The organism is Streptomyces canus 299MFChir4.1 (assembly GCF_000383615.1).
Lineage (GTDB): Bacteria > Actinomycetota > Actinomycetes > Streptomycetales > Streptomycetaceae > Streptomyces > Streptomyces canus_C.
The window spans coordinates 116,733-130,966 of the sequence record NZ_KB911595.1 but is presented as its reverse complement, the minus strand read 5'-3'; the positions used below and the strand labels follow the sequence as shown (position 1 = coordinate 130,966).

The window sequence follows — 14,234 nt, the reverse complement described above, 5'->3', positions numbered from 1 at the left end:
GGCCCGTCACTACACAACCGGTGAAGGACAACCACTCATGACGACGCCCACGATCGAGCTCAAGCCCTCCGCCAGCCCGCTCTCCGCCACCGAGCGAGAGGCGATCCTGGCCAACCCCGGGTTCGGCCGCCACTTCACCGACCACATGGTGACGATCAAGTGGACCGAGGGGCGCGGCTGGCACGACGCGCAGCTCGTCCCGTACGGCCCGATCTCCCTCGACCCCTCCACCCACGTCCTGCACTACGGGCAGGAGATCTTCGAGGGGCTCAAGGCGTACCGCCAGGCCGACGGCTCGGTCGCCGTGTTCCGGCCCGAGGCCAACGCGCGCCGCTTCCGCAACTCCGCCCGCCGGATGGCGATGGCCGAGCTGCCCGAGGAGCTGTTCATCGAGGCCCTCGACGCGCTGATCGGCCAGGACGCGGACTGGGTCCCGCCGCACGGTGGCGAGGAGTCGCTCTACCTGCGCCCGTTCATGTTCGCCACGGAGGCCGCGCTCGGCGTCCACCCGGCCAACGAGTACCTCTTCATGCTGATCGCCTCCCCGTCCGGCGCCTACTTCGCCGGGGGCGTCAAGCCGGTCACCATCTGGGTCTCCGAGGACTACGTCCGCGCGGTCCCCGGCGGCACCGGTGACGCCAAGACCGGCGGCAACTACGCGGCCTCCCTCCTCCCGCAGGCCGAGGCCGCCGCCAACGGCTGCGACCAGGTCGTCTACCTCGACGCGGTGACCCGCACCAAGGTCGAGGAGTCCGGCTCCATGAACATCGCCTTCGTCTACGGCGACCGGATCGTCACCCCGTCGCTCACGGGCTCGATCCTGGAGGGCATCACCCGCGACTCCCTCCTCCAGGTCGCCCGCGACCTCGGTTACACCGCCGAGGAGGGTGTGATCACCCTCGACCAGTGGCGCGCCGACGCGGCCTCCGGCGCCCTCACCGAGGTCTTCGCCTGCGGCACCGCGGCCGTCGTCACGCCGATCGGTCACGTCAAGACGAAGACGGACGCCTGGAGCCACGGCGACGGCACGCCCGGCGAGGTCACCCTGAAGCTGCGCGAGGCCCTGCTCGGCCTCCAGCGCGGGGTCAGGGAGGACAAGCACGGCTGGATGCACAAGCTGGGCTGAGCTCCGCGAACGCGCCACGGGCCCGCTCGGACATGTTCCGGGCGGGCCCTTCTTTTGTTTGAGCGCTGCTCGATGTGATCCGGTCGACTCGCTCTGACCTTTTACTGGCTCGACACCCTCGTTTAGAGTGCTGCTCTAAAGGAGGGAACGACATGCGGCTGACCCCCACCGAACGCGACCGGCTGCTGCTCTTCGGGGCCGCCGAGCTGGCCCGGGCACGCAGAGGGCGCGGACTGCGGCTGAACGTCCCGGAGGCGACCGCGCTCATCGCGGACACCGTGTGCGAGGCGGCCCGGGACGGGGTCCGGCTGGCCGAGGCCGTCGAGCGCGCCCGGTCGGTGCTCGGACCCGACGACGTCCTGCCCGGTGTCGCGGACGTCGTCACCGAGGTGCATGTCGAGGCGGTCTTCGAGGACGGTTCACGGCTCGCGGTCGTCAGCGACCCGATCGGCGGCGGGCTCGGCGAGCGGGCCCCCGGCGCGCTGCTGCCGGGCCCCGAACACGCCGAACCGGAGGCGGTCCTGCGGTTGACGGTCACCAACACCGCCACCGTGCCCGTCTCCGTCACCTCCCACTTCCACTTCTTCGAGGCCAACCCGCGCCTGCGGTTCCCCCGGGCCGAGGCCTACGGCATGCGGCTCGCGATACCCGCCGGCTCGTCGGTGCGGTTCGGACCGGGGGAGTCGGGCGAGGTCGGCCTGGTGCCGATCGGTGGGGCCCGGGTGGCCGTCGGTTTCGCCGGTCTGGTCGACGGGCCGTTGGACGCGCCGGGTGCTCGGGAGGAGGCGCTGCGGCGGGCTGCGGCGTGCGGCTATCTGGGCGCGGGGGAGCGGAGCGGCGTGCCGGAAACGCCCGACGAGGGGGCCGTCCGATGAGCCGTCCCGGAGGCCACCCCGCCGGGGCCCGGCACCTCACCCCCCACGAGTACGCCGCCACCCACGGCCCCCGCGCCGGAGACCGCGTGCGCCTCGGCGACTCCGGGCTGGTGATCCGGGTCGAGGAGGACTCCCAGCGCTACGGCGACGAGTTCCTCGCGGGGTTCGGCAAGACCGCCCGTGACGGGCTGCACCTCAAGGCCGCCGCCGTGCGGGAGACCTGTGACGTCGTCGTCAGCAACGTCGTCGTGATCGACGCGGTACAGGGCATCCGGAAGGTCTCGATCGGCATCCGCGAGGGGCGGATCTGCTCGATCGGGCGGGCCGGCAACCCCGACACCCTCGACGGCGTGGACGTCGTCGTCGGCACCGGTACCTCCATCGTGTCCGGCGAGGGGCTCATCGCCACCGCCGGGGCCGTCGACACCCACGTCCATCTGCTGTCCCCGCGGATCATGGAGGCCTCGCTGGCGTCCGGGGTGACCACGATCATCGGGCAGGAGTTCGGGCCGGTCTGGGGCGTCGGGGTCAACTCGCCCTGGGCGCTCGGGCACGCGTTCGGCGCCTTCGACGCCTGGCCGGTCAACATCGGTTTCCTGGGCCGGGGTTCGTCGTCCACGCCGGACCCCCTGATCGAGGCCCTCGCGGAAGGCGGCGCCTGCGGCTTCAAGGTGCACGAGGACATGGGCGCCCACACCCGCGCGCTGGACACCGCCCTGCGGGTCGCCGAGGAGCACGACGTCCAGGTCGCCCTGCACAGCGACGGACTGAACGAGTGCCTGTCCGTCGAGGACACCCTGAAGGTGCTGGAGGGCCGCACGATCCACGCCTTCCACATCGAGGGCTGCGGCGGCGGACACGTGCCGAACGTGCTGAAGATGGCCGGAGTCCCCAACGTCATCGGCTCCTCCACCAACCCCACCCTGCCCTTCGGCCGGGACGCCGTCGCCGAGCACTACGGCATGATCGTCTCCGTCCACGACCTCAAGACCGACCTGCCCGGCGACGCCGCCATGGCCCGCGACCGCATCCGCGCCGGGACCATGGGCGCCGAGGACGTGCTGCACGACCTGGGCGCGATCGGCATCACCTCGTCCGACGCGCAGGGCATGGGCCGGGCCGGCGAGACGGTCCGCCGTACCTTCGCGATGGCCGGGAAGATGAAGGCCGAGTTCGGTGCCCCGGACGGCGGCCACGACAACGAGCGCGTCCTGCGCTACATCGCCAAGCTGACCATCAACCCGGCCATCGCGCACGGGCTTTCGCACGAGGTGGGCTCGATCGAGGTCGGCAGACTGGCCGACCTCGTGCTGTGGCGGCCGGAGTACTTCGGCGCCAAGCCGCAACTCGTCCTGAAGTCCGGGTTCCCGGCCTACGGCGTGGTCGGTGACCCGGGTGCGGCCACCGACACCTGCGAACCCCTCGTCCTGGGACCGCAGTTCGGGGCGCACGGCGCCACCCCCGCCGAGATCTCCGTCGCCTTCGTCGCCCGGGCCGCCCTCGACCAGGGCGACGACCGGCTGCCGACCCGCAGGAGACGGGTCGCCGTGCACGGCACCCGCGGTATCGGACCGGCCGACCTGCGCCGCAACTCCCGTACCGGAACGGTGGACGTGGACCAGCGCACCGGCCTGGTGACGCTGGACGGGGAGCCGCTCACCTCCGCACCCGCCGACTCGGTCTCCCTCAACCGCCTGTACTTCCTCTAGGACTCCCAGGACCCCCGATGATCTACCGCATGCCGCCCGAGTGGGCCCCGCACGAACGCACCTGGATGGCCTGGCCCGGCCCCAACCCGACCTTCACCGACGACGGGGAACTGGCCGCGGCCCGGGCCGCCTGGGCGTCCGTGGCCCGCTCGGTGCGCCGCTTCGAGCCGGTGACGATGGTGCACGGGCCCGGCCACGCCGAGTCCGCGCGCGCACTGCTCGGCCCGGACGTCGAACTGGTGGAGCGCGAGCTCGACGACGCGTGGATGCGCGACATCGGCCCGACGTTCGTCAAGGACGAGGAAGGCCGACTGGCCGCCGTGGACTGGGTGTTCAACGGCTGGGGCGGCCAGGACTGGGCCCGCTGGGAACACGACGCGAAGATCGCCCGCCAGGTCGCCGACCTCGCCGGCGTGCCGGTGCTGAGCAGTCCGCTGGTCAACGAGGGCGGCGCGATCCACGTCGACGGCGAGGGCACCGTCCTGCTCACCGACACCGTCCAGCTCGGCGCAGGCCGCAACCCCGGCTGGATCCGCGAGCAGGTCGAGGCGGAGATCCACGAAAGGCTCGGCACCACCCGGGCCGTCTGGCTCCCGCGCGGACTGACCGGCGACTACGGCACGTACGGCACCCAGGGCCATGTCGACATCGTCGCCGCCTTCGCCCGCCCGGGGGTGGTCGTGGCCCACGTCCAGCCGGACCCGGCGCACCCGGACCACGAGGTGACCAAGGAGGTCGTGGGCCTGCTGAAGTCCGCGACCGACGCCCGGGGCCGCCGCCTTGAGGTCGTCGAGGTGCCCGCACCGACCGTCCTGGAGGCCGACGGGCACTGGGTGGACTACTCCTACATCAACCACTACCTCTGCAACGGCGGCGTCGTGCTCTGCGGCTTCGACGACCCGCGCGACGAGCTCGCCGCCGGCATCTTCCGGCGGCTGTTCCCGGGGCGCACGGTGACGCTGGTGGACGCCCGTACGATCTTTGCGGGCGGTGGCGGCATCCACTGCATCACCCAGCAGCAGCCGAGGATCTAGTGCGAGGAGCAGCGCATGGCCGGTGGGCGCAGACAGGCCCCGCCCCGCGAGGAGGTCCTCGCCGCGGCCATGGAGATGATCGCCGAACGGGGTCTGGAGAAGCTCACCATGGCCGCGCTCGGCCGCGAGGTCGGCATGAGCAGCGGGCATCTCCTCTACTACTTCCGCTCCAAGGACGAACTGCTGCTCCAGACCCTGGAGTGGAGCGAGGGGCGGCTCGGCGCCGAGCGCTCCCGGCTGCTCACCCGCCCGGCGACCGCCCGCGAAGGGCTCGACGCGTACGTCGACCTGTACGTCCCGGACGGGCACCGCGACCCGCACTGGACCCTCTGGCTGGAGGTCTGGAACCGCTCGCAGAACGCCGACGCAGACGCGCGTGACCGGCAGGCCGCCATCGAGGGCGCCTGGCACCGCGATCTGGTCGCCCTGCTCGCGCAGGGGGTCTCGCGGGGGGAGTTCCGGGCCGTGGACCCGGACCGCTTCGCGACCCGGCTGCGGGCCCTGCTCGACGGGTTCTCCATCCACGTGGCGATCGGGCTGCGGGGGACGGACCGGGCGATGATTCTCGGCCATGTGAGGGAGTTCCTCGACGAGAGCCTCCTCGCGGACGCGTGACCTCCCGCCCGGGTTGTACGCAATAAGGCCGATTGACCCTGTGGTCGGTGGTGCGTTTGCCTCGATGGCAGCCCTCGGCGCGGGGCCGGGGGCAGTGCGTCAACGGGGATCACAGGGGGATACATGTCCAGAGCCGCCGCATGTCCGTCGAGCGGGGCCTTACGCGCCTCAAGAGCCCTGCTGGGAGCGGCAGTCGTCCTGGCCCTGGCCGCCACGACCGCCCAGGCCCAGGCGAAGCCCCAGGCCCAGTCCCGCCCGGAGGCGTCGCGTACCCAGCGGGTGAGCACCGCCGCCGACGGCAGCCAGGCCGACGGATCGTCGGACGACGCCGCGATCAGTGCCGACGGCCGCACCGTCGCGTTCGTGTCCGCCGCGGCGAGCTTCGGCTGCGCGGACTTCACCCCGTGCCTGCTGGTGAAGGACGTGACCGAGGGCGGGGTCACCAGGATCGACCTCGGCGACGGGTACACCTACGGCACACCGGTGCCGAGCGCCGACGGCAGGCGTATCGCCTTCTCCGCGGGCACCCGCTTCCTGGCTCCCCACCTGTACGACCGCGCCACCGGCCGCGCGGAGAAGCTGTGGCCCCAGGACCCGCCCGGATCCAACGAGTTGGGCCGCGCGGAGTCGATCAGCCCGGACGGCACGCACGTCGCGTACACCCTCGGGAACCGCGACGGCGACGGGAGCGCCCGACTGCTGTACGTCCGCGACACGGCCACCGGCACCGACGCACTGATCTCGCCGGCCGAGGAGGGCCAGAAGAACGGGGCCTCGGTGAGCGGCGACGGGAACCTGGTCGCGTACGGTCTGCGCACCGACAGCGAGGACGACCCGGCCGACGTCTACGTCAAGGACCGGACGACCGGCGAGCGCACCCAGGTCGACGCGGGCCTCGGCGCCGCCTACCTCGTCCGCATCACCGCGGACGGCCGCCGGGTCCTCCTCGACGCCCAGAGCGGCCTGTACGTCCATGACCTGCGCACTGGACAGTCGCGGCGAGTGGCCGAGGGGCGGCCGCTCTCGGTCACGGCGGACGGCCGGTACGCGGTGGTCGCCGGCGAGGACGGCACCCGGGTGCGGGACCTGCGGACCAGGGCCCGCGGTGCCGCTCTCCCGAGGGACGCCCAGGTGATGGACAACGCGCTGACCGCCAAGGGCCGTGCGGTGGCGTTCAGTTCGCCCGCCTCCCATCTGGTGCCGGGCGACACCAACGCGGAGTACGACGTGTTCGTCTTCTCCGGCGAACTGCGCGGGAACCCGGCGCCGATGCCGTCCGTCACCGAGCGGATCGCCAGGCCCGCCGGCGCGTCCCACGACCCGGTGATGGGGGAGGACAAGGTGGTCTCCTTCACGTCGGAGGGCGATGTGTTCGTGAGCACCCCCGGCTGGTTCTCGAAGGTCAACTCGGACAACCAGAAACCCTCGTCCGAGGGCACGCCCTGCTACAGCGGCCGCATGGTCGGCTATGTGGCCCCCTTGGCCGACGGCGGCCCGGGCGTCCACGTCCGCAACCGTGCTGTCGGCAAGCTCACCAGCCTGGGCTCCTACCAGGGCGTCCGTTTCACCTGGATGGGACAACCCGTGGTGAACCCCACCTGCCAGTGGCTCACCTACGCGGCGACCCTGCCCGCCACCGGCACCGACCCGGATCCGCAACCCCGTGTGTACCGCTTCAAGTTCAACGGCGGCGACACCGACGTGGTCAGCGCGCCCACCGGCGAGGCCGCGGGGCATCCGTCGATCGACTACTCCGGCCGGTACGTCGCCTTCGAGCAGGGCGGTGCCGTGTACGTCCGTGACCTGGACACCGGCGCCCTGGAGAAGGCCGCGGCGCACGCGACGGCACCCTCGCTCGGCGCGGACGGCCGCAAGATCGCCTACCAGCAGGGCCGCACGTCCGCCGTCCGTGATCTCGACACCGGCACCACGACCCGGGTCGCAGGCACCGAGCCCTCGCTGTCGGGAGACGGCACCCGGGTGGCGTACACCTCGGGCCGGACCGTATACGCGCTCGAACTCGCCACAGGAAAACGTCAGTTGGTCAGCGTCGACCGCTGGGGCGGCCGCAACGACCTGCCGGCCGGGCACCCCTCGGTCAACGCCGACGGCACGGTCGTCGCGTTCGAATCGGCGTCACCCGATCTGGTGGAGGGGGACACCAACGGGGTGTCGGACGTGTTCCTGCGGACAGTGCAATGACAACGAACGATCACGGGGGATCAACCATGCACAGCACAAAACGTCTCGCGGCCGCGCTCCTGGCGGCCCTCGCCACCGCGGCACTCACGGGCCCCGCGGCGAGCGCCGCGCCCAAGGCCCCGTACACCGAGCCGGTCAGCGTCACCCCGGAGGGAAAGGCGGGCAACGGCGTCACGCACACCGCGGTCATCAGCCGCAACGGCCGTCACATCGCCCTGACGTCGGACGCCGAGGACCTGGACCCGAACGTCCGGCACGGCGGGATGTACCTGCGCGACCCGCACACCGGCAAGCTCCGCTTCGCGGGCTTCGGGGACCTGGTGGCGGTCCTGAACGACGGCCGCTACGTCTACGCCGAGTACGGCCCGGAGTCCGCGGAGGTGTGGATCCACGACATCGCCACGGGCAAGCGGGTCGGGTTCGGCATCGAGGTCCCCGAGGGCTTCACCGGGCAGCCCGCCGAGATCTCCATCAGCCCCGACGGCCGCTACGCCGTCTACACCCTCCAGGACACCGCCGAGCACACCAGCGTGGTCTTCCTGCGCGACCGCACCAAGGGCACGACCGAGCGGATCAGCCACCCCAGGCCGACGTGGGAGCCGCGCAACGCCTTCCAGCCGACGGTCAGCGACGACGGGCGCCGGATCGTGTACCAGTACACCTACGCCAACGGCCCGCGCGGCGACGACTGGGGCGACGTCTGGATGTACGACCGCGGCACCGGCGAGCACACCCAGATCGACCGCTCCTACGACGGCTCGGGGACCGAGAGGGAGTCGCTGAACCCGTCCGTCAGCGGCGACGGCCGTACGGTCGTCTTCGAGTCCCGGGGCACCCACCTGGTCCCCGGCGACACCGACGCGAGCTGGAACGTGTTCGTGCACACCCTGCGCACCGCCACCAACCAGCGCATCCACGGCACCCAGGGCGGCCCCGGCGAGGTCTACACCCGGGGCGCGGCGATCAGCGCCGACAGCCGCTACCTCACCTTCACGTCGGAGGTGGCCGAGCCCGGCAGCCGGTACGGCAAGGAGTACCCCGTCTACCTGCGGGACCTGAAGAAGGGCACCACCACCCTCGTCACCCCCGACACCACGGGCGGCACCGCGACCGCCGACGTCCTGCCGGGCCGGATCGCCGACGGCGCCCGCCGGATCCTGTTCCGGTCCTCCGACCCGACGCTGATCCCGGCCGGCGACACCAACGACGGCCCCGACGCGTTCGTACGACACCTCCGATGAGCAGCACAGTGCTCGCATCCTGAGACGGAGGGTGAGCACGGGGGCGGTCTGTGCCAGACTTCCCCCGTGCTCTCGTTCGCCATGATTATTGGCAGCAGGCGCGCCGGTCCGCAGTGACCGCCACGTACGACCAGGTACGGGTGGACACCGTCGTCCTCGACCCGCGCGCAGACCTCTCGCACCCGCGAGGGGTTTTTCGCATTTCTGGCCCACCCGCAGCCGGAGGCGAGAGCGCGAGGGACTATGTGGGGGCGGTGGAGCCGGTCATTCCGGTACGACCGAGATCCAAATCCTCAGGAGCCTTGAGACCATGACCGCAACCAGCGAGCTCGACGATCAGTTCCACGTCTTCGACACCACCCTGCGCGACGGCGCTCAGCGGGAGGGCATCAACCTCACCGTCGCGGACAAGCTGGCCATCGCACGGCACCTGGACGACTTCGGCGTGGGCTTCATCGAGGGCGGCTGGCCCGGCGCCAACCCGCGGGACACCGAGTTCTTCGCCCGCGCCCGTCAGGAGATCGATTTCAAGCACGCCCAGCTCGTCGCCTTCGGCGCCACCCGCCGCGCGGGCGCGAAGGCCTCCGAGGACCCGCAGGTCAAGGCCCTCCTGGACTCCGGCGCCGAGGTGATCACCCTGGTCGCCAAGTCGCACGACCGCCACGTCGAGCTCGCGCTCAGGACGACGCTGGACGAGAACCTGGAGATGGTCCGCGACACCGTGTCGTACCTGGTGTCGCAGGACCGGCGGGTCTTCGTCGACTGCGAGCACTTCTTCGACGGCTACCGTGCCAACCCCGAGTACGCGAAGGCCGTCGTACGGGCGGCCGCGGAGGCCGGCGCCTCCGTCGTCATCCTCTGCGACACCAACGGCGGCATGCTCCCGGCCCAGGTCCAGGCGGTCGTCGCGACCGTCCTCGCGGACACCGGCGCCCGGCTCGGCATCCACGCCCAGGACGACACGGGCTGCGCGGTCGCCAACACCCTCGCCGCGGTGGACGCGGGCGCGACCCACGTCCAGTGCACGGCGAACGGCTACGGCGAGCGGGTCGGCAACGCCAACCTGTTCCCGGTGGTCGCGGCCCTGGAGCTCAAGTACGGCAAGAAGGTGCTGCCGGACGGCAAGCTGCGCGAGATGACGAGGATCTCGCACGCCATCGCCGAGGTCGTCAACCTCACCCCCTCCACCCACCAGCCCTACGTCGGGGTCTCGGCCTTCGCCCACAAGGCCGGCCTGCACGCCTCCGCCATCAAGGTCGACCCGGACCTCTACCAGCACATCGACCCCGAGCAGGTCGGCAACACCATGCGGATGCTGGTCTCCGACATGGCCGGCCGCGCCTCGATCGAGCTCAAGGGCAAGGAACTCGGCATCGACCTCGGCGGCGACCGCGAGCTGGTCGGCAGGGTCGTCGAGCGGGTCAAGGAGCGCGAGCTCAAGGGCTACACGTACGAGGCGGCCGACGCCTCCTTCGAACTCCTCCTCCGCGCCGAGGTCCAGGGCAGGCCCCTGAAGTACTTCGGGGTCGAGTCCTGGCGCGCGATCGTCGAGGACCGCCCCGACGGCAGCCACGCCAACGAGGCCACGGTCAAGCTCTTCGCCAAGGGCGAGCGCATCGTCGCCACGGCGGAGGGCAACGGCCCGGTCAACGCCCTCGACCGCGCCCTGCGCGTCGCCCTGGAGAAGATCTACCCCCAGCTCGCCAAACTCGACCTCGTCGACTACAAGGTCCGCATCCTGGAGGGCGTGCACGGCACCTCCTCCACGACCCGCGTCCTGATCTCCACGTCCGACGGCACGGGCGAGTGGTCGACGGTCGGCGTCGCGGAGAACGTGATCGCGGCGTCCTGGCAGGCGCTGGAGGACGCGTACACGTACGGTCTGCTGCGCGCGGGCGTCGAGCCGGCGGAGTAGCCCGCGGCGGGAGGCGGGAGCCCTCGGCGAGCTCCACTCGGACCCGCCGGGGCTACGCGTGTCCGTCCCGCCGCGCGAGCGTGAGGAACGCGACCCAAGTGCCGGGTGCCACGGTGAGGTCGGGGCCGGTGTTCTTGGAGTCGCGGATGTGGACGGCGGACGGCTGGGTGGCGACCTCGATGCAGTTGCCGCCCTCGCTGCCGCTGTAGCTGGACTTGATCCAGTTGTGGAGGTCCACCACAGCGGCTCGGGCGAGATCAGGACCCCGGACTGCTGCTCGTCGCCGCGCTGGCCGACGACTGGGGTGTGCGGGCACGGGACCCGGGCAAGGTCGTGTGGTGCGACTTCGTGATCAGGTCACCGGAGGACTGACGGCGGTGCCGGGGGCGGCCTGGCCGGACGCGACGTCTTGACGGACGCGGGTGCTCTCAGTTCACTCACGCCGTGAGGTAAGTCCTGTGTGACCCCTGAGAGCCGAGGGAAGGTCCATGCGAAGAACCGCCCTGCTCGTCTCCGCCGCCCTGCTCACCTCCCTGCTGCCCCTGGCCGTCGCCCGCGCGGCCGACGATCCGCCCCCGGTCCCCGTGGACCGCTTCGAGGGCGAGGTCCCCTTCGCGAACCCGCCGGCAGGCGGCCTGTTCACCTGGGGCGGCGACACCGACGATCCGCCGACTCTCGGGCTCAGTGCCCGAGATGACGCCCCCGAGGGGGGCCAGGTCCTCTCCGGCACCTACGACATCAGCGGCTACGGCGGCTTCACGCACGACTTCGCCTTCGCCGAACCCGCCCCCGACTGGTCCGCCCGCAAGGGCATCCGCTTCTGGTGGGAGGGACAGGACAACGGCAAGAAGGTCGCCTTCGAGCTCAAGGACGGCGGCGCGAACGGCGAGGCCTCCGAGCTGTGGACGACGTCCTTCACCGACGACTTCACCGGCTGGAAGCAGATCGAGATCCCCTTCACGGACTTCGTGTACCGGACCGACTACCAGCCCGTCGGCGGCATCGACCACGTCCTGGGACTGACGCGGATGTGGGGGTACGCCGTCACCCTGCCGGTCGGCGCACCGGGCCGCTTCGCCATGGACGGCGTCGAGTTGTACGGCAGGGCCGACCAGTCGCTGCGCGCCTCGGTGCTCACCGACTCCGCCGTGTACCCGGTCGGCGAGGGCGGCACGGCCACCGTGAAGGTCACTCTCGCCACCACCGGCTCCGCGCCGATCGACGAGCCCGTGACCGTCGCCTACGAGACCGCCGGCGGCTCCGCCTCGACCTCCGACTACAGCCCCGTCAAGGGCGAGTTCACCTTCCCCGCGGGCACCGCCTCCGGCACCACACGGACCGTCCGGGTGCACACGCTCAAGGACAAGGCGGCCTCCGAGACCGCCGAGACCATCCCCCTCAAGCTCACCGTCACCGGCGCCAAGGCCCCCGCCGAGACCCCGCAGGTCGTCATCGACGCGCACGGGCTGCCGTATCTGAACAGCGAGCTCCCCGTGCGGAAGCGGGTCGCGGACCTCCTGTCCCGGATGAGCCTCGCGGAGAAGACCGGCCAGATGACCCAGGCCGAGCGCGGAGCCGTCGGGACCGGCGCCGACATCGCCGCGGACGACCTCGGCTCGCTGCTCTCCGGCGGCGGCTCCACCCCCACGCCCAACACCGCCGCGGCCTGGGCGAAGATGATCGACTCCTTCCAACTCCGGGCGCAGGCAACCCGGTTCCAGATCCCGCTCGTCTACGGCGTCGACGCCGTCCACGGCCACAACAACCTGGTCGGCGCCACGGTCATGCCGCACAACATCGGCATCGGAGCGACCCGCGATCCCCGGCTCGCCCAGCGGACAGGGGCCGTGACCGCCGCCGAGGTCCGTGCCACCGGCATCCCCTGGGACTTCGCGCCCTGCCTCTGCGTCACCCGGGACGAACGCTGGGGCCGTTCCTACGAGTCCTTCGGCGAGGACCCGGCCCTCGTCGAGTCCATGGAGACGGTCATCCAGGGCCTCCAGGGCGCCCGCGACGGACGGGACCTGAAGCACGACGACAAGGTCCTCGCCACCGCCAAGCACTTCGTCGGCGACGGCGGCACCGCCTACGGCTCCTCCACCACCGGCACCTACACCATCGACCAGGGCGTCACCACGGTCACCCGAAAGCAGCTGGAGGCGATCCACCTCGCCCCCTACCGGACGGCCGTGGACCGGGGAGTCGGCACGGTCATGCCGTCGTACTCCTCGCTCGACATCGTCGGCGACGGCCAGGGCCCGGTGAAGATGCACGCCCGCGCCGACATGATCAACGGGGTCCTGAAGGACAAGCTCGGCTTCGACGGCTTCGTCATCAGCGACTGGAACGGCATCGACCAGATCCCCGGGGACCACGCCTCCGACGTCCGGACCTCCGTCAACGCCGGCGTCGACATGGTCATGGCCCCCTACGCCTACAAGGACTTCCACACCGCGCTGATCCAGGAGGTGCGGGCAGGGCGGGTCGGTGAGCGGCGGATCGACGACGCGGTGTCCCGCATCCTCACGCAGAAGTTCAGGCTGGGGCTCTTCGAGAAGCCGTACGCCGACACGAGCGGCGCCTCGCGGATCGGTTCCGCCGGACACCGGGCCGTGGCCCGCGAGGCGGTGGCCGAGTCGCAGGTGCTGCTGAAGAACAGCGGCGGGCTGCTGCCGCTGAAGAGGTCGCAGAAGGTGTACGTCGCCGGGTCCGACGCGGACGACATCGGCAACCAGAGCGGCGGCTGGACCGTCACCTGGCAGGGTTCCTCCGGCGACATCACGCCCGGCACGACGATCCTGGAGGCCATGCGCAAGAACTCCGCGCAGCTGACGTACTCCAAGGACGCCTCCGCCCCGACCGGCGGCTACGACGTCGGAGTGGTCGTCGTCGGCGAGACCCCGTACGCCGAGGGTGTCGGAGACGTCGGCAACGGCCACGACCTGGAGCTGTCGGCGGCCGACAAAGCCGCCGTCGACAAGGTGTGCGCGGCCATGAAGTGCGCGGTGCTGATCGTCTCCGGGCGGCCGCAGGTCATCGGCGACCGGCTCGGCGCCATCGACGCCCTGGTCGCCTCCTGGCTGCCGGGCACCGAGGGCGACGGCGTCGCGGACGTCCTCTACGGCAGGCGTGCCTTCACCGGCCGGCTGCCCGTCACCTGGCCCAGGTCCGAGGCCCAGCTGCCGATCAACGTGGGCGACCCGACGTACGACCCGCAGTTCCCGTACGGCTGGGGCCTGACCACCCGCACCAAGGTCCCGGAGGGCGGGGCGGCCACGCTCACGGCGCTCGGGACCGCGGCCGGTGCGGCCGAGCGGGCCGGTGCCGGCGACCGGGGCCGCGCGCTCGTCGAGAAGGCCCGGCTGATCGTGCAGCGGAAAGCGGGCCCGCGGATGACGGCCGCCGTAGCGGCGCCCTTCGCCGACGCCGAGCACCTCCTTCTGACCGGACGCTACGGAGAGGCGGTGCGGAAGCTGACGCAGGCCTACCGGGCGGCCTGAGGGGGCGGGCGGAGAGG

Annotated in this window: 10 protein-coding genes and 1 pseudogene; 10 read left to right on the top strand and 1 reads right to left on the bottom strand. The window is 71.7% G+C overall.

Annotated elements, in window-relative coordinates:
- The first annotated feature begins 37 nt into the window (after positions 1–37).
- From H293_RS0127485 to cimA, 8 genes are all read left to right on the top strand, one after another.
- Positions 38–1,126 (top strand): branched-chain amino acid aminotransferase, encoded by a 1,089-nt coding sequence (locus H293_RS0127485; protein WP_020121040.1) that lies wholly within the window; start codon positions 38–40, stop codon positions 1,124–1,126.
- A gap of 152 nt (positions 1,127–1,278) precedes the next feature.
- The gene (gene ureA / locus H293_RS0127480; RefSeq protein WP_020121039.1) at positions 1,279–2,001 is read left to right on the top strand and encodes an urease subunit gamma; all 723 of its coding nucleotides are present in this window, start codon (positions 1,279–1,281) and stop codon (positions 1,999–2,001) included.
- Positions 1,998–3,710, top strand: a complete 1,713-nt coding sequence (locus H293_RS0127475; RefSeq protein ID WP_020121038.1) for an urease subunit alpha — start codon at positions 1,998–2,000, stop codon at positions 3,708–3,710. Before ureA ends, H293_RS0127475 begins: the two co-directional genes overlap by 4 nt.
- Positions 3,711–3,727: 17 nt before the next feature.
- On the top strand, positions 3,728–4,744 hold the full coding sequence (locus tag H293_RS0127470; RefSeq protein ID WP_020121037.1) for an agmatine deiminase family protein: 1,017 nt from the start codon (positions 3,728–3,730) through the stop codon (positions 4,742–4,744).
- 15 nt (positions 4,745–4,759) lie between these two features.
- Positions 4,760–5,359 (top strand): TetR/AcrR family transcriptional regulator, encoded by a 600-nt coding sequence (locus tag H293_RS0127465; RefSeq protein ID WP_020121036.1) that lies wholly within the window; start codon positions 4,760–4,762, stop codon positions 5,357–5,359.
- Positions 5,360–5,482: 123 nt separating this feature from the next.
- Positions 5,483–7,561, top strand: a complete 2,079-nt coding sequence (locus H293_RS60285) for a PD40 domain-containing protein (RefSeq protein WP_028808244.1) — start codon at positions 5,483–5,485, stop codon at positions 7,559–7,561.
- Between the two features lie 26 nt (positions 7,562–7,587).
- Positions 7,588–8,802 carry a TolB family protein gene (locus H293_RS0127455; RefSeq protein ID WP_020121034.1) on the top strand — a complete coding sequence of 405 codons (1,215 nt, stop codon included), beginning with the start codon at positions 7,588–7,590 and terminating at the stop codon, positions 8,800–8,802.
- A gap of 310 nt (positions 8,803–9,112) precedes the next feature.
- Complete coding sequence (cimA, locus tag H293_RS0127450) at positions 9,113–10,717, top strand: citramalate synthase (RefSeq protein ID WP_020121033.1); 1,605 nt, start codon at positions 9,113–9,115, stop codon at positions 10,715–10,717.
- Positions 10,718–10,769: 52 nt separating this feature from the next.
- On the opposite strand, the gene H293_RS0127445 is transcribed toward cimA, so the two are convergent.
- Positions 10,770–10,958 (bottom strand): DUF397 domain-containing protein, encoded by a 189-nt coding sequence (locus H293_RS0127445; protein ID WP_020121032.1) that lies wholly within the window; start codon positions 10,956–10,958, stop codon positions 10,770–10,772.
- A gap of 23 nt (positions 10,959–10,981) precedes the next feature.
- Here H293_RS0127445 and H293_RS60280 point away from each other — a divergent pair.
- Together H293_RS60280 and H293_RS0127440 are read left to right on the top strand one after the other, a co-directional pair.
- Positions 10,982–11,089, top strand: a pseudogene (locus H293_RS60280) (ATP-binding protein); the annotation flags it as partial.
- A 116-nt stretch (positions 11,090–11,205) separates the two neighbouring features.
- The gene (locus tag H293_RS0127440; protein ID WP_020121031.1) at positions 11,206–14,217 is read left to right on the top strand and encodes a glycoside hydrolase family 3 protein; all 3,012 of its coding nucleotides are present in this window, start codon (positions 11,206–11,208) and stop codon (positions 14,215–14,217) included.
- The last annotated feature ends 17 nt before the right edge of the window (positions 14,218–14,234 follow it).